An 18702-nucleotide genomic window follows, 5' to 3' on the forward strand; every position below is an offset into this window, starting at 1 on the left:
CGTCCCCGTTACTTACGGGGCGTCGATGCGATGCGGATGATGTTCCGAAAGGCAACGATAATGCCCAGAAACAACATCAACAACAAACCCCAGGGCGACGTGCCGGCGATGCGATCGATCAGCCAGCCGAACAGCCCGCCCCCGATCATACCGCCCAACAGTTCCGCCAGAACCCGATTTCCGAGCCGGTAATTGGCATCGGATTCCGGCCCGGCGTTCACCGCGGTCCGTTTCGCTTCTGCGGCTTCGGCCCGGTCCAATCGCTCTTCGAGCGAGACCAGGCGCGAATCCTCCGAAGTTGGTTCCGGATCGCTGCCGTTCCCCGTCATCTTGTGGCACCCTCCTGAAACAGAGCCGAAAGCCTTCGATTCTGCCTGCAAAAAAAGGCCCGAAAATTCGGGAGACCCCTAAGGCGCGGTCCGTTTAGGAATGACGCCCCATTAAGTCAATGCCTGCAACAATGTCTTTGCTGCAGCGCGCAAAAATGCCGCCGCGTTTAGGGGCGCGGCGGCATAAAAGGACCCGCAGGCCCCCCTTGGAAACTCGAATATTTACGGGCAGCGCGAATCCCGGACCGGCGGACTGCCGTCGCGGGTTTTCCAGCTGCCGTCCGGCGCCTGATATTTTTCGCCGGGCTTGGTCTGCGCGATCAGGTTGCATCCGCTGGTGAAGGCGAATTGCTCGACCGTGCTGCCGGTTGCCTGCGCGCGCTCGGTATAAGCCGCCTTGCGCTTGATGTTGAGATCCTGAACCAGTGCCCGGATCGCCGGGGTCGGGCTGGTGGCAAAGCCCAGATAGCCGTCGGGCTGCTCGCCGATCTGCCCGTCGGCGCGCGCCGCGGCATAGGCCGGATCGCGCTGCGCCATCGCCGACGGCACTGCAAATGCAACCGCAGCGGTGGCCGCAATCGCTGCCAGCGCCAGTCCGGTGGGTTTCCAATGTTTCAAACGCATATCCATTCCATTCCCTGTCAGAATATTCCGCTATTCTGCTCGATCAGCTTCTTGGCATCGCCATCCAGCCTGTACACGATTTCTTGCTTGATGTTGATGTTCAGGTTGATTTCGATCGGCTTGTCGGGCGTTTTGATCTGGACGCAGCCGGCCAGAGCCGCCGCTCCCGTCACTATCGCCAGACATTTCGCACCGATGGCCTGCCTCCTTGCTTGCTTGTTGATCATCTTCATTGCACGGGCTCGCTTTCTGGTGGCTGAACGGGTGCGACCGCACCCTTTTTGGCGGCTTCGGCCTCTTCCTGCGCGCGCATCAAGGCCGGTAGATTCTGTTCGATGAAGATCGCCGGGTCGTAAAATCCCTTTGCCGACGTCAAAAGCTGGCGGAAAGGCGCGGTGATCTTGATGTTGAACACCAGCGGCAGTTTCGCGATCTGGTTGGTCAGGAAATTGCGCGTCGCGCCCTCGCCCTGCCCCACGCCGCCAAAGCGGATATCGGTGATCATTTCGCCGTCGAGGTCACCGTTCATGATGATCGACAAATCGTCATATTTCAGGCTGCGCAGCGCGCCAAAGGCGAAATTGGCGATCGCGCCGAGATTGCGGTTCGACAATTCACCGACATAGGCGAGCGTGCCGCCGCTGCCGCGCGAATCGATCCGCCCCTCGACGATTCGTCCGCCCAGTCCGTCGAACTCGACCGGCAGCGTCCCGTCGAATACGCCTGTCGCGTTGATATTCTCGAACCCGAAGCTCTGCAGGAACACCGCGGCATCGACCCCGACGATGTCGAACGACAATCGCCGCGGTTCAGTGGCGTTGAAATCGAGCGTCGTGGGGTGGAGCAGCAATTGCCCGCCGGCAAAGGGCCAGCTGCCGCCTTCGACCCGAACCTTGTTGTCGCCGAGCAGACGATATTCGATCGTCCCGTCGACCACCGGAATACCTGGGTTAATCTCCTTGATCCGCGCGATCTGCCCCGGCGCGGTGCGCAGGTTGATCAGGTCGTCAAAGGTCAATGTCGTCGTCAGTCCGGTCACCGGGCCGAAGGCTGCAGCGAGGCTGGTGTCGGCGGTGGCAAAGGTGCCGCGACTCGTCACCCCGTCACCGGTCCAGTCGATACGTCCATCGCCGACGACAGCGCCCTGGACATTGGCGACGACGCCGAGTGCGAGGCGGGTCAGCTTGTCGGGCTGGAACGCATCGCCAAAGCGCAATTCCTTCACCGAAAGATCGGCAAAGCCCGTCGCATCGTCCAGCCGGTGGCGGATTACCGTGTCGAGGACCTTCGCCCCTGTCTTCTGTTCGCTGAACCCCGCCGTCGCGTCGATCACCCCGCCTGCGAAGCGCAGCCGCGCATCCTTGCTGACAAGCGGGAAGAAGCGCGGGTCCGGGTCGGCATCGGTCAGCACCAGCCCGCCGTCGAGCGTCAATGCGCCGCCCGCCCAGCGCCATTGCCCGCCGATCTCGTTCATGTTCAATGGCACCGCGCCGATCTTCCCGCTCGCGCCGACGAGGTCGCCCGCCATCCCCTGCGCCGTCCCGCGGCCCGATAGACTTTGGGCGGCGAATCGGGTCACGCTCTCGCCTTCTCCCAGCCGGACGTCGGCGCGCGCCAGCGACCAGCGCATCGCGGCAAGGTCGATTTGCGCCGGGCCGCTATCGAAAGCGAAGGGCGAAGTTCCGCTGGCCCCGCGCAGCTTGAGCCCGGCTATGCGGATGTCGCCGCGCAGTCCGCCCGGCCCGGCGCTGAGCAAGGGCGCGCCCGGGCGGCTGCACAGGTCGATCGCGGTCCGGGCGAGCCGGAACCCGGCGACCTCGACGCGCTCGGCAGCGACCCGGCTACACCCGCCGTTCAGCGCCAGTGCGCCCGTCGGCGCCAGAAAGCCGTTCAGCGGCACACGCAGCCGCTCGACACGTCCGCCGGCGAGCGGTCCCGACAGGTCGGCGGAGGTCGCAAAGCGCAAAAGCCCGTTGCGATTGCCCGAAAAGCGCACCGGCTCCAAAGTCAGGCGCGAACCCGCGGCACTATAGGGCTCGAGACTCGCGAGCCCCGTGACCGCCCCGTCGGCACTCCGGTCGAGGCGCATCGTCCCCGACGGAAGGTCGCCGCCGCCAAAGCTCCAGCGACCCGATGCCAGCACGGCAGGCTGTACCGCGCCATAAAGATAGCCGACGCGGCTGTCGGCGCTGCCGGTGAAATGCGCGCCGCTCGCGCTCGTCAATTGCGGCGCGATCAGGTCGATACGCGCCGACGGCCCTTCACCGAGCAGTGCGAATTCGGCGCTCCCGCTGGCGTCGGCCAGCACCCGGCTCAGCGCCAGACTGGCTTTTGCGGCCAGCGGTCCGATCGGCATCCCGCCAAGGCCGCGCGTAGTTTCCGCAATCGAGCGCCGAACCGCATCGCTGCCGCTCGCGCGGGCAAAGCGGATCCGGCCATCGAGCCGCGGCGCTCCGCTGCCGACGAGGCCCCTGGCGTCAAGGCTGACCGTTTCGGCCGCGAAACCGGCGCCCCGCAGCCGCGCCATATCGGCATCGATCGCGATCCTCGTTTGCACTGCGGTCCCGTCGAAGCGCGCCAGCACGCCCAGCCGATCGGCCCGCGCCGGCCCGGCGACCAGCTGCGCGATGCTTGCGTCGGCCGTCCCCTTCCAGCTTTGCAGATTTTCAGACAAGGACAGGTCGAGCGCGATCTGCGGCGATGCCGCGCGAACAGCGCCGTTGGCGCAGACAAGGCTCGCCCCGCGCAGCGGTCCGACCAGCTGCGGTCGCACGTCGCGCACCAGCACCGTGCCATAAAAGCTGACGCCATCCCCGCGACACCCCGCCGCCACGACATGCGGCGCGACGAGCGCGAGCTTGCCGGTGAAGTCGGTGCGCAAATTTCCGCCGCCGTTCAGCGCCGCACCGATATCGCCCCACGGCGTCTCGACCCGCGCCCGCGCATCGCGCAGCACCACGGCGAGGTCGGGCAAGGCAAAGGGGTCTTTGCTCGTCGGGTCGCGAAATTTGTCAAGCGAACCAAAGGACAGGCGCCCGTCGGTAAAACGGCCGTAAACCCGCACGCCGTCCGCCCTGATTCCCGAAACATAGGGCCCCGACCAGCCATAGCCGAGCGTGACGGTCACCGACTTGGCGGTCAGGTCCGGCGCCGCCGGATCGCCGATGACGATATTCGACAGCCGTTCGCTGCGAAAACCAATTTCCTCGATTGTATAGCGCGCGGGAACGCTGCGGTTCTCGAGCTGATCACGAATGAAGGTATCGGCGATCGGCTCGCGCGCCAGCCAAGTAACCGCAACGAGCACACCAACCGCACCGGCGGTCAGCCAGCGCTTCCTGAACAACATGGTTCTGTGCCGCCACCTGGGCTTCGGCGCCTCGTGCGTGTCGATCATGGGATGGCCGCGACAGCCTGTACGCCGCGAAAAAGGGAAACGGACGATGACGTCATGGCGTAGATATATCGTCCTCCGGCCCGCATGGCATTCAGGGCAGCAACGCAGGAAATCCCGTTTCGCTGCAAGAAATTGCTCCGGATTGCCATCATCCTTTCCTATGACCGTTGAGTGCGGCTCACAAGGCGGTTATTCCCTTCTCATGGGGGATGTACCGGATCATCAGGGACACCGCGCGCGGCTGCGCACCCGCCTTCTGGCCGACGCCGGGGGGCTGGCCGACTACGAGCTGGTCGAATATCTGCTCGCCCTCGCCATCCCCCGCCGCGACACCAAGCCGCTCGCCAAGGCGCTGTTGAGCGAATTCGGCTCGCTGGCGCAGTTGATCGCCGCCGATCCCGAATCCTTGCGCCGCATCGACGGCATGGGCGAAACCGCGATCGCGGCGCTGAAAATCGTCCAGGCCACGGGCCTCAGGATGCTCAAGGGCGAATTTCGCGACAAGCCCTTGCTCTCCAGCTGGGATGCGCTGCTCGACTGGCTGCGCGCCGACATGGGGCCGATTGACGTCGAGCGCGTGCGCGTCCTCTATCTCAATGCGCGCAACATGCTGATCCGCGACGAACTGGTCAGCGAGGGATCGATCGACCAGTCGGCGATCTACGTCCGCGAAGTCATCAAGCGCGCGCGCGAACTCGGCGCATCGGCGATCATTCTCGTCCACAACCACCCCAGCGGTAGCCCCGAACCCAGCCGGCAGGATATCGCCATTACCCGCGACATTGCCGAGGCCGCGGCGAAGCTGGGCATTAGCTTGCACGACCATATCATCATCGGCGGACCGGATCACCGCAGCTTTCGCGCAATGGGGCTGCTTTAGGCGGGCAAATCACGGTCTGGCACATCGTCACCCCGGACTTGATCCGGGGCCTGATTGCCTTGAAGAAAAAGGCGGGTGTCGGGTCAGTCCCGGCATGACAGGATGGAGGGAGCCCAACTCCAAATCCAGGCAATATCAACACCCCACTGTCACATCGTTTGACTTGTCGCAGCGTAGGCACCATCTTCCGCTTATGCAGATTCGACCGAGCCTTTTCCGGATCAACCTCCACGCGGGTCAACTTCTCGCGGGCATTTAGCCCCGGGTTCCGGTGCGTCTCGCCCCGAGCCCGGGGCGAAATCTTCATCCCGATTGTTGCTGGCAGGGCCGCCATTCCGCGCGCCCGCCCACCCGGAAAGCTATATTCATGACAAAGCGTAATGCGGCCAAGCGGCCGCCAATCCATATGATCGATTCCGAAGCCGACACCCTTACCGAATTGGCTATCGCGCGACAGGAGCGCACGCCGCAGGTCAGTGACCTGCTGCTTGAGGAAATCGGCCGCGCGAAAATCTATGTTGCCGCGAAAATTCCCGCGGATGTCGTCACGATGGGCTCGACCGTCGCCTTCGTCGACGATGCCAGCGGCGCGTCGCGCACGGTTCAGCTCGTCTATCCCGCAGACGCCGACATTTCGGCGGGTCGCATTTCGATCATGACCCCCGTCGGCGCTGGCCTGATCGGGATGCGCGAAGGGCAGGAAATACTGTGGCCCGATCGCGATGGCCACGAACGCAAATTATCGATCGTCACCGTCGTCCAGCCGAAATGACCGGGCGGCGCTTGCCTGGCCTTCCCGGTCGGCACGCCGCACATTTCTTTGTCTCTCGCCATTTTCTTCCCTTCTCTTGGCGGGAATGACGAAGAATATGCGAGATTGCTCATTCATAAACCGCGCAAAGCAATACGGCCGCCGGATCGCTCCGACGGCCGCACCATCTCGCTTGGGGCTTGCTAAGCGCCGCGCGACAGGAAGCCGGTCAATTCGGTCTTGCTGACGCTCTTCGACTTGTCGCCGTCCGCGGCGGCGAAGGCCTGACCGATCCATGTCTTCACATCGGCCGATTCGGGATCGACCGAGGGATCAGTGGCCGCGCGCAGCTTTTTCATCCACGCGCCAAATTCCGCCTCGTTGAGATCGCCGGTTGAATCGGCGTCATAGGTCGGAAATTCCTGATTGACGATCTGCGCCACCTGGGTCGGCGTTGCCGCCGTTCCAGACGGGGCCGGCTGGCCCGATGCGGGCGCAGGCTGCGTCGAGGCGTCAGGGGCCGGCGCGGGTTCTGAAGCCGGCGGGGGCGTCGCCGGATCGCTGGCCGGAGGTGCACCCTGCGCCAGAGCCGGGAAGCTTGCGGCGGCCGCGCCAATCAAAAGCAACTGTTTCAACATCATCTTACTCCTGCATCATCGCCTTGGGCTCGGCATCGGGCTCGGATTCCGTGTCGGGTTCCGGAGCAGGTGCCGGCTCGGCGGTCGGGGGGGCCGGCTCCGCTACCGGGGGCGTGTCGGTGGGTGCGGGGGTGGTGTCCGGTCCAGGTGCCGGTGCATCGGTCGGTGCGGGCTGCGACGTCGTCGGCTGATCACCCGCCGGTTCCGTCGTCTGTGCCAATGCCGGGAAACTTACGGCGGCCGCGCCGATCAAAAGCATTTGTTTAATCACTCATCTTCTCCTGTAACGGCGGCAGAGCTGGTTGCGACCCACCACCTTTTTGAAAGGGACATGGGGGCAACCGACGATGTTCGGCGAAAGTTGCGATGTCGCGGGATTTGGAGAAACGCCCCGTCCCTGCTACGGGGCGCCCCATCGTGGTTCCGCGCAGTTTCCGCGATAAAACGTCATAAAAGGAAGGAAAATCAATGGTTCCGCGTTACGCACGGCCGGACATGACCGCAATTTGGTCGGCCGAGAATCGCTTTCGCATCTGGTTCGAGATCGAAGCGCATGCGACCGACGCGCTCGCGGAGCTCGGCACCGTTCCCAAATCTGCCGCCAAGGCGCTGTGGGACTGGTGGGCCACCAACCCCGTCATCGACGTTGCCGCGATCGACGCGATCGAGGCGGTCACCAAGCATGACGTCATCGCCTTCCTGACCTGGGTCGCCGAAAATGTCGGCGACGAGGCGCGCTTCATGCATCAGGGCATGACCAGCAGCGACGTGCTCGACACCTGCCTCGCGGTTCAGCTTGCGCAAGCGGCCGACATCCTGCTCGCCGATCTCGACGCGCTGCTCGAAGCGATCAAGCGCCGCGCCTATGAGCACAAGCTCACCCCAACGATCGGGCGCAGCCACGGCATCCACGCCGAACCGGTCACCTTCGGGCTCAAGCTCGCGCAGGCCTATGCCGAGTTCGAACGCTGCAAGACGCGGCTCGTCGCCGCGCGCGCCGACATCGCGACCTGCGCCATCTCGGGCGCCGTGGGCACCTTTGCCAACATCGATCCGCGCGTCGAAGCGCATGTCGCCGCGAAACTCGGCCTCGCAATCGAGCCCGTCTCGACACAGGTCATCCCGCGCGACCGCCATGCGATGTTCTTCGCGACGCTCGGCGTCATCGCCGGCTCGATCGAACGCCTCGCGACCGAAGTCCGCCATTTGCAGCGCACCGAAGTGCTGGAGGCCGAGGAATATTTCTCGCCCGGCCAAAAGGGTTCGTCGGCGATGCCGCACAAGCGCAACCCGATCCTTACCGAGAATCTCACCGGCCTCGCACGCATGGTGCGCAGCGCGGTCGTTCCAGCGCTCGAAAATGTCGCGCTGTGGCACGAACGCGACATCAGCCACTCATCGGTCGAACGCTTCATCGGCCCCGACGCGACGATCACCCTCGACTTCGCGCTCGGCCGCCTCACCGGCGTCGTCGATAAGCTGCTCGTCTATCCTGCGCGGATGCAGAAGAACCTCGACCGCATGGGCGGCCTCGTCCATTCGCAGCGCGTTCTGCTCGCACTGACGCAGGCGGGCGCCAGCCGCGAGGAAAGCTATGTTCTCGTCCAGCGCAACGCGATGAAGGTATGGGACAGCGATGGCGCGCTTTCGCTGCTCGAACTGCTCAAGGCCGACACCGACGTGACCGCGAAGCTCTCGGCCGAACAGCTCACCGACCTGTTCGACCTTGGCTATCATATGAAGCATGTCGACACGATCTTCGATCGGGTCTTCGGGGCGGCATAAAGACACCAGGCCCTCTCCTTCAGGAGAGGACAGCGAGACTTGCGAACTTGTTCGCCAGTCGCAGCGGGTGGGGGCTATCGGCCTTACGCAAGGTCGATGGCCCCACCCCAACCCCTCCCCTGAAGGAGCGGGGCTTGGTTGCTGCCGACCCAAAGACTGGAAACCCGCGCCAAAGTCGCATAGGTAGCGGAACAGGGCCGATTGAGGGAGCAAGCCAAAGTGGGAATCCTGCGAACGATCATCTGGGTCTTGCTGACCGCCATTCTGGTAATTTTCGCGATGGCGAACTGGCTTCCGGTCACCGTCACCATCTGGCCTGGCGAGGTGCTCGACACGAAATTGCCGGTCCTGATCCTCGGCGCCTTCCTGATCGGCGCCGTACCGATGTGGATCGCACTGCGCACCGCGCGCTGGACGATGAAGCGCCGCCTTGACGCCAGCGAGCGCCAGCTTGCCGACCTCCGCGCCATGGCAAACCGCGCCGCCGAACCGGCACCGCCCATCGCTGCGCCCGCCACAACCCCCGCTAACGACAGCCCCACCCTACCGCTGGAGACACCATGAGTTCGCCGCTTTATCTCGCCATTGACACCCCGCAGCTCGATAGCGCGCTCGCGCTGGCGCAGAAGGTGCGGCATCATGTCGGCGGGCTGAAGCTCGGACTCGAGTTTTTCTGCGCCAACGGCCATCATGGTGTGCATGAGATGGGCAAGCTAGGCTTGCCGATCTTCCTCGATTTGAAGCTCCATGATATTCCGAACACCGTCGCCAAGGCAATCCAGGCGCTGCGTTCGCTCGAACCGGCGATCCTCACGGTCCACGCCGCAGGCGGTCGCGCGATGATGGAAGAAGCAAAGGCTGTGGCGGGGCTGAATACCAAAGTTGTCGCCGTGACGGTGCTGACCAGCCTCGACGCACCCGACCTCGACGACATAGGCGTCGGCGGCAACCCGCATGACCAGGTCGTGCGCCTCGCCGCCCTCGCCCGCCAATCGGGCCTCGATGGCATCGTGTGCTCCGGTCAGGAAGTGAAAGCGGCGCGCAAGGTCTGGCCCGGCGGCTTTTTCGTCGTCCCCGGCGTGCGTCCGGCGGACGGCAAGGCGGGCGATCAGAAACGCATCGTCACGCCCGCACAGGCGATGGCCGACGGCGCCTCGATCCTCGTCGTCGGCCGCCCGATCAGCCAGTCGCAAGATCCCGACCTTGCCGCGCGCGCCATCGAGGCGACGCTTTAATTCTTTCCATTCCCGTTCGTGTCGAGCGACGTCGAGATATCCGTCGAAGCAGCGCAAGATCGAGCGCCATCCCGACTTCGCTCGATGCGAACGAATAAACAGAGACCGATCATGTCCCCACTCGTCAAAATCTGCGGGCTGTCGACGCCCGAAACCATCGACGCCGCCATCGAGTTCGGGGCGACGCACATCGGCCTCGTCCATTATGCGCCGAGCCCGCGCCATGTCGACCTCAAGGCCGCCGTCGCGCTGCGTCAACGCGCCGCCGGACGCGTCAAGGTTGCGCTCCTGCTCGTCAACGCCTCGCAAAAGGAGACGAGCGACGCGCTCGCCGCGATACGCCCCGACATCATCCAGTTTCACGGCACCGAAACCCCCGAATGGCTGGCGACGGTCAAGCGTCTCGTCCCCGCCGAGATATGGAAAGCCGTCGGCCTCAAGGATGCCGGGACGCTCGACCGGATCGAACAATATCACGGCATCGCCGACCGCATCCTGTTCGACGCGCCCGCCGCTGCGATGCCCGGCGGCAACGGGACCCGGTTCGACTGGTCATTGCTCAAGAACCATCGTCACAGCATGGATTGGGGCATTGCCGGCGGTCTCTCTCCTGACAATGTCGCCGAAGCGATCGCCGAAACCGGCGCGCCGCTGGTCGATGTCTCGTCGGGCGTCGAAAGCGCGCCGGGTGTCAAGGATGTGGACAAGATCGCCGCTTTCCTTAAAGCGGCCGGGCTATGACAGACTTGCCCAACAGCCTTCGCAGCCAGCCTGACGAACGCGGCCATTTCGGTGACTTCGGCGGGCGCTATGTCGCCGAAACGCTGATGCCGCTGATCCTCGACCTCGAACGCCACTATCGCGCGGCGCAGGTCGACCCCGCGTTCAAGGCCGAGTTCGAATATCTGCTGAAGAATTACGTCGGCCGCCCGAGCCCGCTGTGGCTCGCCGAGCGGCTGACCGAGGATCTCGGCGGTGCGAAAATCTATCTCAAGCGCGAGGATCTCAACCACACCGGCGCGCACAAGATCAACAATTGCATCGGCCAGATCCTGCTCGCCAAGCGGATGGGCAAGCAAAAGATCATCGCCGAAACCGGCGCTGGCCAACACGGCGTCGCCACCGCGACCGTCGCCGCGCTCTTCGGCTTGCCCTGCACCATCTTCATGGGCGCGGTTGACGTCGCACGGCAGCAGCCCAATGTGTTCCGCATGAAGCTGCTCGGCGCCGAAGTGGTCGCGGTCGAATCGGGCGCGAAGACGCTCAAGGACGCGATGAACGAGGCGCTGCGCCATTGGGTCGCGAACGTTCACGACACTTTCTACATCATCGGCACCGTCGCCGGCCCGCACCCCTATCCCGAGCTTGTCCGCGACTTCCAGTCGGTGATCGGCACCGAAGCGCGCGAACAGATCCTCGAGGCCGAGGGTCGCCTCCCCGACATGCTCATCGCTCCCGTCGGCGGCGGATCGAACGCGATCGGCCTGTTCCACCCCTTCCTCGATGACGAAAGCGTCGAGATCGTGGGCGTCGAAGCCGCGGGCGAAGGCCTCGAAGGAAAACACGCCGCCAGCCTCGCGGGCGGCAAGCCGGGCATCCTCCACGGCAATAAAACCTATCTGCTCCAGGACGAAGACGGTCAGATTACCGAAGCGCACAGCATCTCGGCAGGCCTCGACTATCCAGGCATCGGCCCCGAGCATAGCTGGCTCCACGACATCGGCCGCGCACGCTATGTCCCCGTCACCGACGCCGAAGCGCTCGCGAGCTTCCAGCGCCTGTGCAAACTCGAGGGCATCATCCCGGCGCTCGAAAGCGCGCACGCGATCGCCGCCGCCGAACGCATCGCGCCGACGATGGACAAGGACAAGATCATCATCGTCAACCTGTCGGGCCGCGGCGACAAGGACATCTTCACCGTCGCCGACGCGTTGGGGGTGGAGCTGTGAACAGCCGTCAGAAATTCGCCCTGCTCCTGCTGTTCTTTGCAATCACATTCATTCTTGTGAGCCAGACGGGATGGGCCGCCAACGGCCTGGTTTTCTACGGGCTGATAGGCATTTTCATGATCCTGAATATTGCACTCATTTCTTTCAAACTGCGCCAGAGATCAGAGCATGAGTGACCGCTTCACCACCGCCTTCGGCAAGCCGCACCCCGCGCTCGTCGCCTTCATCACCGCGGGTGATCCGACCCCCGCCGACACCGGCGCGATCCTCGACGCGCTCGTCGCGGGCGGCGCCGATGTGATCGAACTGGGCATGCCCTTCACCGATCCGATGGCCGACGGCCCCGCGATCCAGGCGGCGAATTTGCGCAGCATGGCTGCGGGCACGAAGACCGCCGACATCTTCGCGCTCGCCGCCGCTTTTCGCGCGCGCCACGCCGACGTCCCGCTCGTCCTGATGGGCTATGCCAATCCGATGACGATCCGTGGGTCCGACTGGTTCGCCGCCGAATGCGCGAAAGCCGGCATCGATGGCGTGATCTGCGTCGATATCCCCGCTGAAGAAGACCCAGAACTTGGTCCCGCGCTGCGCGCCGCCGGGGTCGACCTCATCCGGCTCGCCACCCCGACCACCGATGCCGCGCGGCTGCCCGCCGTGCTCGAAGGCGCAGGCGGCTTCCTCTATTATGTCTCGGTCGCCGGGATCACGGGGCTGCAGCAGGCCGCGCAGGCGAGCATCGACGAAGCCGTCGCGCGGCTGAAAGCCACAACCGACCTTCCCGTCGCGGTTGGCTTCGGCGTCCGCACGCCGCAGCAAGCCGCCGACATCGCGCGCGTCGCCGACGGCGTCGTCGTAGGGTCGGCGCTGGTCGAAATCATCGCAAAGCATGGCGCCGACGCCCCCGCCCATGTCGAAGCCTTCACCCGTTCGCTCGCCGATGCTATTCACGGCGCAAAGGAGATCGCCGCATGAGCTGGCTCGACCGCGTTCGCAACGCCCTGCCCTTCGCCGCCAAGCGCGATACCGCCGACAATCTCTGGCACAAATGCCGCCAGTGTCAGCAGATGGTGTTCGTCAAGGAATGGGAAGATAATCTCAACGTCTGCCCGCGCTGCGAACATCATGACCGCATCGGTGCGACCGAGCGTTTCGCACAGCTGTTCGACGGCGGCATCCACGAACTGATCGCGGCGCCTGCCGCGCCCGAAGATCCGCTGAAGTTCCGCGACACCAAAAAATATGTCGACCGCATCAAGGCCGCGCGCACCGCGACCGGCGATCGCGACGCCTATCAGAACGGATTTGGCCGCATTTCGGGCCAGCCGGTCGTGATCGGCGTTCAGGATTTTGCCTTCATGGGCGGATCGATGGGCGTCGCCGTCGGCGAAGCCTTTGTCGCCGGGGTTGAACAGGCGATCAAACGCGGCACCCCCTATATCGCGATCACCGCTGCCGGCGGCGCGCGCATGCAGGAAGGCACACTGTCGCTGATGCAGATGCCGCGCGCGACCGTCGCGCTCGCGCGCCTGCGTCGCGCCGGCCTGCCCTATATCGTGCTGCTGACCGATCCCACGACCGGCGGCGTCACCGCCAGCTATGCGATGCTCGGCGACGTGCAGATCAGCGAACCCAAGGCGCTGATCGGCTTCGCGGGCCAGCGCGTGATCGAGAACACGATCCGCGAGAAACTGCCCGAAGGCTTCCAGCGCGCCGAATATCTGCTCGATCACGGGATGATCGACATGGTCGTCGCGCGCAAGGATCTGCCCGAAACGCTCGGCCGCCTCATCGGGTATCTCGCACCTGAAAAGGCTGCCTGACCAACGTCGCAACGAAGCGTCAGCTCTCTATTCTTGTCACCCCGGACTTGATCCGGGGTCCATGCAGCCTGTGCGGCAAATGGATGCCGGATCAAGTCCGGCATGACGAAAACGAGGGAGCCTGACGACAACTTCACGATCAAGGCTCGATATAAATGCCCGACCACGCTCACAGCACCGACCCCGCGGTCCAGACCCAGCTCGATCGCCTCGCCGCGCTCTCGCCGGGCCGCGACATTCTCGGCCTCGAACGCATCGCCGACATCTGCGAGCGCCTCGGCAACCCGCAAAACCAGCTCCCGCGCATCTTCCACGTCGCAGGCACCAACGGCAAAGGCTCGACCTGCGCCTATCTGCGCGCGATCCTCGAAGCGAGCGGGCGCACCGTCCATTGCTACACCAGCCCGCACCTCGTCCGCTTCAACGAACGCATCCGCCTCGCCGGAACACTGATCGACGATGCGCTGCTCGCTACGCTGCTCGAAGAAGTGCTCGACGCGGCTGCCGACCTGCACGCCAGCTTCTTCGAAGTTACCACCGCCGCCGCCTTGCTCGCCTTCGCGCGCATCCCGGCGGACGATGTCATCATCGAGGTTGGCCTCGGCGGCCGTCTCGACGCGACCAACATCATCCCCGCCCCGGCAGTCTGCGGCATCGCCTCGCTCGGCATCGATCATGAGGCCTTCCTGCTCGCGCCCGAGGCCGGAACCCCTGACGACCCCGCCGTCCGCATCGCGTGGGAAAAGGCCGGGATCATCAAGCCCGGCACCCGCGTCGCGACGCTCGCCTACCCCGCACCGCTGACCCAAATCATCGCCGAACGCGCCGCCGAAGCAGGCGTCACGCTTTTTTCAGAAGGCACCGACTGGTCGGTCGAACCCGAAACCGACGGTTTCCGCTGGACCTCAAACCTCGGCGATGTCGCCGAAACGCTCAGCCCGCGCATGACCGGCGCGTATCAGGCGCGCAACGCCGGGCTCGCGATCGCGATGCTCCACCTCGCCGAGCCGCGCCCCTCGGGCGCCGCCATCGCACGCGGCGCCGCCGATGCCTTCTGGCCGGGGCGGATGCAGCTGCTTTGCAACGGACCGCTCACGACGCGCATGCCCGACGGTCATAATATCTGGGTCGACGGCGGCCATAATCTCGACGCTGCGCATCAACTCGCCGCGCTGATCGGGCAGACCCTCGCCCGCCGCGAGCCGATCGACCTCGTCCTCGGCATGCTCGCCAACAAGGACGCCGCAGGCTTTCTGCGGGCACTCACGCCGCATATTGGCAAGCTCGTCGCCGTCCCGATCCCCGGCCACGAACACCACACCCCCGCCGATCTCGCCCAGATCGCCCGCGACGCCGGCATCGCGCATGTCTCGGCGCAGGACGATCTGCCCTCGGCCATCCGCGCGCTCTCGACCGACAGCCCGGCGCGCAACATCCTGATCGGCGGCTCGCTCTATCTCGTCGGGCAAGCACTTGAACTCAACGAGGAATGGCCCGCCTGAATCCGCCCCATCACTTTGCGACAGCGAGGATCAAAACGCTTCGCAAGCTTGCTTTTCCTATGCCGTCTCGGGCGCCTTGCCCTTCCACGCCAGCAGCATGCCGGCAACAAAAGCGGCAAGCGACACGGCGAGAATATGTCCCCCAAGGTCGAGTTGCTGATACAGCAGCACGCCGACGAGGCCGGCGACGATTGCCCCGAAACCGACGATGCGCCACGCACCGACCGGCTGCTTGAGCTCCTGCGCATCAACCACTTTGGTCTGACGGACACCTTCCACCACATAGCCCTTGTGCCACAACATCCAGAGCAGCAGCATCCCGGGGATCGCCGCCGCGACCGTGAAGCCCCAGAAGCCCACCCAACCGAGCTTTTCGGCCACGATCCCGGCAGGCCCGGCCATGAAGGTCCGTCCGACCCCGGCAAAGGACGACAGCAGCGCGAATTGCGTCGCGGTATAGGCGATGTTCGACAGGCCCGAGAGATAGGTGGCGAAGACCGTCAGACCGATGCCGCTGGTCAGATTCTCGGTCACGATCGCCGCAACCAGCATCCAGTAACTGTTGCCCGTGGCCGCCAGGATCATGAACATGACATTCGAAAACATCATCATCAGGCCCGAAATCAGCAACGCCCGGCCCATGCCGAGCCACAACAGAAAAGGTGCGCCCAGCGCCGACCCGACGATCAGCGCGCCAAAGCCCCACAGCTTGTTCGCCGAAATATAGTCGAGATCGGGAAAGCCCAGATCGACGATCATCGGCCCCAGCATCGTCTGCCCCATCGCGTCGCCGACCTTATAGACGAGGACGAAGCCAAGGATCAGGAACGCGCCGTGCCGCGTCAGGAATTCGCGGAACGGGTTGACGACCGCTTCGGTCAGCCATTGCCCCGCCTTCATGCCCCCGGCATGCTCGAACCGGTCGACGAATTTCCCCGGCCCCGCCCAAAGCGCACCGATGATCGCCGGAACGATACAAAAGGCGGTCAGGCCATAGGCCGTCGCCCACCCCAGCCCCAACCCTTCGTTCGATGCAAAATAGATCGTGCCGGCGCCGGCAATCAGATTGCCTGTGCGATATCCGAACTGGTTGGTCGCGGTGCCGTGCGCAAATTCGTCTTCTTCCAGTATCTCGATGCGATAGGCGTCGATGACGATGTCCTGCGTCGCGGACAAAAAGGCGGTGATCAGGGCCCAGACCGCAAACAGGCCGATGTCGCCGGGCTGCGGATTGCTCGCGCCCAACTGCCAGATCGCGACGAATAACAGCGCCTGGATGAAGAACAGCCAGCCGCGCCTTTGTCCGAACGTCTTGGTCAAAAACGGCAGTGGCAGCTTGTCGACCAGCGGCGCCCACAGGAATTTCAGCGTATAGGGAATGCCCAGCGCGACTGCGAAACCGATCGTCGCGGTATCGATCCCGACCTTGGCAAGCCAGAAGGTCATGGTCGCGATCAGGAGCGTCAGCGGAAAACCGCTCGATATGCCGAGCAGGAAGGTGATCATCGGGTTTTTGCGCAAATAGGGGCGGAACGCCGGAACCGACAGCGCGACGATCATCAACCCGCCCAGGATCGCAACGAAAATGATAAACCGACTCAGATCAACTGACATACCGTCGCTCCCCGCGCAGCCGCTTCGCGGATGCGATTGTTCCGAAGAATGGGCCTAAAGCCTTGGGGACAAATTGGAAGCGGGGAATTGAGGCCCGGCGATCCCGGTCTTCGGTTCGTCGCGGTCCGGTACGCGTTGCGGCTCAGGCGGCCTTCGGCTGCCAATAGGTCTGGAGCCCGCTCACCTTGCGCGGCGCCTTGTTCTTGCACAGCATCGTTTCGATCGCATGCACCGCGCCCAGCAGCGCCGAGGCGCTGTGTGGCTTGTTCAGGCATGCGAGCGCGATGTCGCTCGCATCATCGGGGCATTGGCCGGTCACGAGCAGCACCACGATGCCACGATCGCGCGCCAGCCGCGCCACATCGCGTCCGCTCATATGCCCCGCCAGATTGAGGTCGAGGACGATGGCGTCGAGTTGCTGGCTCGCGAGAATGCCGACCGCCGCCTCGCCCGAATCGACCGTCGCGACAACGTCATATCCGCCATGTTTCAGCGTCCGCTCATTGTCGAACGCGACCAGCGGATCATCTTCAATGATCAGCAGCCGCTTGATGCACGACGGGCGGGACGCGAAGAGCATTATGTACTCCCTTTAACGGCCCCATGCCGCGCTCCGGGCCTTCCTGCAAGATTGCTTCTGCTTGCCATCGACGAAGCGACATATTTCCGGCTATGAGCGTGATCACAAAGCCACAGTTTCGTGGCCATAATCACAAGAAAGCCGCGTCTGTACCGATGACGACCCGTCGCCCTCCCCGTTCCGCTCCCGATCGCGACGCTCCGCGCGACGCCCCCCGTGGCCGCCGCGCCGCCCGCGCCGACTCGCCCGCGCGCAAACCCAAGCCCGACGAGGGCGAACGCGAAGAGGAAGGTCCACAGCGCATCGCAAAGCTGCTCGCGCGCGCCGGTGTCGGCTCGCGCCGCGATGTCGAACGGATGGTCGAGGAAGGCCGCATCGCGCTCAACGGCCAGATCATCGTGCACCCCGCGCCGCTGTTGACGTCGCTCGAAGGCCTGACCGTCGACGGCGACCCGGTCGCCAAGCCCGTCTCGACGCGCCTCTATCGCTTTCACAAGCCCGCCGGCTGCATCACTGCCGCGCGCGATCCCAAGGGCCGCAAGACGATCTATGATCTTCTGCCCAAGGGCCTGCCGCGCCTGATGCCCGTCGGCCGCCTCGACTATAATACCGAGGGGCTGCTGCTCATGACCAACGACGGAGAGTTCAAGCGCCAGCTCGAACTTCCCGCCAGCGGGGTCGAGCGCACGTACCGCGCCCGCGCCTTTGGTGACATCAGCCAGACCCAGCTCGAGGAACTCTCGATGGGGATCGAGATTGACGGCGTGCGCTATGGCAAGATCGACGCCAACCTCGAACGCCGCACCGGGCGCAACCAGTGGGTCGAAATGACGCTGACCGAAGGCAAGAACCGCGAAGTGCGCAAGGTGCTCGAACATTTCGGGCTCCAGGTCAGTCGCCTGATCCGTACCCGCTACGGCGTATTCGAACTCGACGGCCTGCCGATGGGCGCGGTCGATGTCGTGCCGCGCGACGAGTTGTTCAAATTCCGCCGGCATCTCGGCTGATGGCGATGCGGGTTATTTCGGGTGAATGGCGCGGCCGCAAGCTGGTCGCGCCCAAGGGCGATACGACGCGTCCGACCGCCGACCGCACGCGCGAGACCCTGTTCTCGATGCTGACGAGCCGCCTCGGCAGCTTCGAAGGGCTGGTCGTTGCCGATCTGTTCGCAGGCTCGGGGGCGCTCGGGATCGAGGCACTGTCGCGCGGCGCCGCGCAATGCCTCTTCGCCGAACAGGATCGCGACGCGCTGGACATATTGCGCAAGAATCTGGGCTCGCTCGAGGCAACCCCGCGCGCGGATGTCCGCGCGTCATCGGTGCTCTCGCTCGGTCCGGCGAAACGCACTTACGACCTGCTGATGCTCGACCCGCCCTATGGCACCGGTGCCGCCAGCGTCGCGCTCGACAAGCTGAACCGCCTCGGCTGGATCGGCCCCGACAGCTGGCTCTCGGTCGAAACCGCGCATGATGAGGTCATCGACGTCGCGGGCTTCGCGATCGACGCCGAACGCAAGGTCGGCAAGGCCAAGCTGACGTTGCTGCGGGTCGAATAACCCTCACGTCTCAAATTTTGTCATCCCCGCGAATGCGGGGACC

Annotated in this window: 21 protein-coding genes; 13 read left to right on the forward strand and 8 right to left on the reverse strand. The window is 64.5% G+C overall.

The annotated features are described in order from the left end of the window. Positions 1-8: 8 nt before the first annotated feature. From AC1RRJ_RS07260 to AC1RRJ_RS07275, 4 genes are all read right to left on the reverse strand, one after another. On the reverse strand, positions 9-329 hold the full coding sequence (locus AC1RRJ_RS07260; protein ID WP_493121077.1) for an AtpZ/AtpI family protein: 321 nt from the start codon (positions 327-329) through the stop codon (positions 9-11). A gap of 222 nt (positions 330-551) precedes the next feature. Beyond that, positions 552-953: a YdbL family probable chaperone protein gene (locus AC1RRJ_RS07265; protein WP_493121078.1), complete on the reverse strand. Its 402-nt coding sequence runs from the start codon at positions 951-953 to the stop codon at positions 552-554. Positions 954-970: 17 nt separating this feature from the next. Beyond that, positions 971-1186, reverse strand: coding sequence for a YnbE family lipoprotein (locus tag AC1RRJ_RS07270; protein ID WP_493121079.1), 216 nt, complete (start codon positions 1184-1186; stop codon positions 971-973). Further along, positions 1183-4302 carry an intermembrane phospholipid transport YdbH family protein gene (locus AC1RRJ_RS07275; protein WP_493121080.1) on the reverse strand — a complete coding sequence of 1040 codons (3120 nt, stop codon included), beginning with the start codon at positions 4300-4302 and terminating at the stop codon, positions 1183-1185. The genes AC1RRJ_RS07270 and AC1RRJ_RS07275 overlap by 4 nt, the downstream gene beginning before the upstream one ends. Before the next feature lie 250 nt (positions 4303-4552). Between AC1RRJ_RS07275 and radC the strand changes: the two genes are divergently transcribed. Beyond that, the gene (radC, locus tag AC1RRJ_RS07280; RefSeq protein WP_493121081.1) at positions 4553-5230 is read left to right on the forward strand and encodes a RadC family protein; all 678 of its coding nucleotides are present in this window, start codon (positions 4553-4555) and stop codon (positions 5228-5230) included. A gap of 367 nt (positions 5231-5597) precedes the next feature. Beyond that, positions 5598-6002 carry a nucleoside diphosphate kinase regulator gene (gene rnk / locus AC1RRJ_RS07285; protein WP_493121082.1) on the forward strand — a complete coding sequence of 135 codons (405 nt, stop codon included), beginning with the start codon at positions 5598-5600 and terminating at the stop codon, positions 6000-6002. A gap of 182 nt (positions 6003-6184) precedes the next feature. Here the strand turns inward: rnk and AC1RRJ_RS07290 are convergent, their stop codons facing one another. Beyond that, positions 6185-6622, reverse strand: a complete 438-nt coding sequence (locus AC1RRJ_RS07290) for an EF-hand domain-containing protein (RefSeq protein ID WP_493121083.1) — start codon at positions 6620-6622, stop codon at positions 6185-6187. 1 nt (position 6623) lies between these two features. Continuing rightward, positions 6624-6890, reverse strand: coding sequence for a hypothetical protein (locus AC1RRJ_RS07295; protein WP_493121084.1), 267 nt, complete (start codon positions 6888-6890; stop codon positions 6624-6626). A 197-nt stretch (positions 6891-7087) separates the two neighbouring features. On the opposite strand from AC1RRJ_RS07295, the gene purB reads away from it, so the two are divergent. The 9 genes from purB to AC1RRJ_RS07340 all read left to right on the forward strand — a co-directional run bounded on the left by purB (position 7088) and on the right by AC1RRJ_RS07340 (position 14910). Further along, positions 7088-8404, forward strand: coding sequence for an adenylosuccinate lyase (purB, locus tag AC1RRJ_RS07300; protein ID WP_493121085.1), 1317 nt, complete (start codon positions 7088-7090; stop codon positions 8402-8404). Between the two features lie 219 nt (positions 8405-8623). After that, positions 8624-8968 (forward strand): lipopolysaccharide assembly protein LapA domain-containing protein, encoded by a 345-nt coding sequence (locus AC1RRJ_RS07305; RefSeq protein WP_493121086.1) that lies wholly within the window; start codon positions 8624-8626, stop codon positions 8966-8968. Then, positions 8965-9639 (forward strand): orotidine-5'-phosphate decarboxylase, encoded by a 675-nt coding sequence (gene pyrF / locus AC1RRJ_RS07310; RefSeq protein ID WP_493121087.1) that lies wholly within the window; start codon positions 8965-8967, stop codon positions 9637-9639. Before AC1RRJ_RS07305 ends, pyrF begins: the two co-directional genes overlap by 4 nt. Positions 9640-9750: 111 nt before the next feature. Beyond that, positions 9751-10380, forward strand: coding sequence for a phosphoribosylanthranilate isomerase (locus AC1RRJ_RS07315; RefSeq protein ID WP_493121088.1), 630 nt, complete (start codon positions 9751-9753; stop codon positions 10378-10380). Then, entirely contained in the window at positions 10377-11588 is a 1212-nt protein-coding gene (trpB, locus tag AC1RRJ_RS07320) for a tryptophan synthase subunit beta (RefSeq protein WP_493121089.1), read from the forward strand. Before AC1RRJ_RS07315 ends, trpB begins: the two co-directional genes overlap by 4 nt. Next, positions 11585-11764, forward strand: a complete 180-nt coding sequence (locus tag AC1RRJ_RS07325; protein ID WP_493121090.1) for a hypothetical protein — start codon at positions 11585-11587, stop codon at positions 11762-11764. Before trpB ends, AC1RRJ_RS07325 begins: the two co-directional genes overlap by 4 nt. Then, the gene (gene trpA, locus AC1RRJ_RS07330) at positions 11757-12560 is read left to right on the forward strand and encodes a tryptophan synthase subunit alpha (RefSeq protein WP_493121091.1); all 804 of its coding nucleotides are present in this window, start codon (positions 11757-11759) and stop codon (positions 12558-12560) included. The genes AC1RRJ_RS07325 and trpA overlap by 8 nt, the downstream gene beginning before the upstream one ends. Then, on the forward strand, positions 12557-13408 hold the full coding sequence (gene accD, locus AC1RRJ_RS07335; RefSeq protein WP_493121092.1) for an acetyl-CoA carboxylase, carboxyltransferase subunit beta: 852 nt from the start codon (positions 12557-12559) through the stop codon (positions 13406-13408). The genes trpA and accD overlap by 4 nt, the downstream gene beginning before the upstream one ends. A 155-nt stretch (positions 13409-13563) precedes the next feature. Further along, on the forward strand, positions 13564-14910 hold the full coding sequence (locus AC1RRJ_RS07340) for a bifunctional folylpolyglutamate synthase/dihydrofolate synthase (RefSeq protein WP_493121093.1): 1347 nt from the start codon (positions 13564-13566) through the stop codon (positions 14908-14910). A gap of 57 nt (positions 14911-14967) precedes the next feature. On the opposite strand, the gene AC1RRJ_RS07345 is transcribed toward AC1RRJ_RS07340, so the two are convergent. Next, positions 14968-16524, reverse strand: a complete 1557-nt coding sequence (locus tag AC1RRJ_RS07345; RefSeq protein WP_493121094.1) for an AmpG family muropeptide MFS transporter — start codon at positions 16522-16524, stop codon at positions 14968-14970. Between the two features lie 142 nt (positions 16525-16666). After that, the gene (locus AC1RRJ_RS07350; RefSeq protein WP_493121095.1) at positions 16667-17104 is read right to left on the reverse strand and encodes a response regulator; all 438 of its coding nucleotides are present in this window, start codon (positions 17102-17104) and stop codon (positions 16667-16669) included. A 155-nt stretch (positions 17105-17259) separates the two neighbouring features. Between AC1RRJ_RS07350 and AC1RRJ_RS07355 the strand changes: the two genes are divergently transcribed. Further along, positions 17260-18111 (forward strand): pseudouridine synthase, encoded by an 852-nt coding sequence (locus AC1RRJ_RS07355; protein WP_493121096.1) that lies wholly within the window; start codon positions 17260-17262, stop codon positions 18109-18111. 5 nt (positions 18112-18116) lie between these two features. Further along, positions 18117-18659, forward strand: a complete 543-nt coding sequence (gene rsmD, locus AC1RRJ_RS07360; protein ID WP_493121805.1) for a 16S rRNA (guanine(966)-N(2))-methyltransferase RsmD — start codon at positions 18117-18119, stop codon at positions 18657-18659. The last annotated feature ends 43 nt before the right edge of the window (positions 18660-18702 follow it).

This window comes from Sphingopyxis sp. GW821-FHT12C06, assembly GCF_058807415.1.

What these genes read in the sequence shown, in the direction of transcription:
- AC1RRJ_RS07270 (WP_493121079.1), bottom strand. Translation starts at nt 1,186, where the DNA reads ATGAAGATGATCAACAAGCAAGCAAGGAGGCAGGCCATCGGTGCGAAA.
- AC1RRJ_RS07350 (WP_493121095.1), bottom strand. Translation starts at nt 17,104, where the DNA reads ATGCTCTTCGCGTCCCGCCCGTCGTGCATCAAGCGGCTGCTGATCATT.
- AC1RRJ_RS07290 (WP_493121083.1), bottom strand. Translation starts at nt 6,622, where the DNA reads ATGATGTTGAAACAGTTGCTTTTGATTGGCGCGGCCGCCGCAAGCTTC.
- radC (WP_493121081.1), top strand. Translation starts at nt 4,553, where the DNA reads ATGGGGGATGTACCGGATCATCAGGGACACCGCGCGCGGCTGCGCACC.
- purB (WP_493121085.1), top strand. Translation starts at nt 7,088, where the DNA reads ATGGTTCCGCGTTACGCACGGCCGGACATGACCGCAATTTGGTCGGCC.
- rsmD (WP_493121805.1), top strand. Translation starts at nt 18,117, where the DNA reads ATGCGGGTTATTTCGGGTGAATGGCGCGGCCGCAAGCTGGTCGCGCCC.
- AC1RRJ_RS07340 (WP_493121093.1), top strand. Translation starts at nt 13,564, where the DNA reads ATGCCCGACCACGCTCACAGCACCGACCCCGCGGTCCAGACCCAGCTC.
- pyrF (WP_493121087.1), top strand. Translation starts at nt 8,965, where the DNA reads ATGAGTTCGCCGCTTTATCTCGCCATTGACACCCCGCAGCTCGATAGC.
- AC1RRJ_RS07275 (WP_493121080.1), bottom strand. Translation starts at nt 4,302, where the DNA reads ATGTTGTTCAGGAAGCGCTGGCTGACCGCCGGTGCGGTTGGTGTGCTC.
- AC1RRJ_RS07265 (WP_493121078.1), bottom strand. Translation starts at nt 953, where the DNA reads ATGCGTTTGAAACATTGGAAACCCACCGGACTGGCGCTGGCAGCGATT.
- trpB (WP_493121089.1), top strand. Translation starts at nt 10,377, where the DNA reads ATGACAGACTTGCCCAACAGCCTTCGCAGCCAGCCTGACGAACGCGGC.
- accD (WP_493121092.1), top strand. Translation starts at nt 12,557, where the DNA reads ATGAGCTGGCTCGACCGCGTTCGCAACGCCCTGCCCTTCGCCGCCAAG.
- AC1RRJ_RS07315 (WP_493121088.1), top strand. Translation starts at nt 9,751, where the DNA reads ATGTCCCCACTCGTCAAAATCTGCGGGCTGTCGACGCCCGAAACCATC.
- AC1RRJ_RS07345 (WP_493121094.1), bottom strand. Translation starts at nt 16,524, where the DNA reads ATGTCAGTTGATCTGAGTCGGTTTATCATTTTCGTTGCGATCCTGGGC.
- AC1RRJ_RS07355 (WP_493121096.1), top strand. Translation starts at nt 17,260, where the DNA reads ATGACGACCCGTCGCCCTCCCCGTTCCGCTCCCGATCGCGACGCTCCG.
- trpA (WP_493121091.1), top strand. Translation starts at nt 11,757, where the DNA reads ATGAGTGACCGCTTCACCACCGCCTTCGGCAAGCCGCACCCCGCGCTC.
- rnk (WP_493121082.1), top strand. Translation starts at nt 5,598, where the DNA reads ATGACAAAGCGTAATGCGGCCAAGCGGCCGCCAATCCATATGATCGAT.
- AC1RRJ_RS07260 (WP_493121077.1), bottom strand. Translation starts at nt 329, where the DNA reads ATGACGGGGAACGGCAGCGATCCGGAACCAACTTCGGAGGATTCGCGC.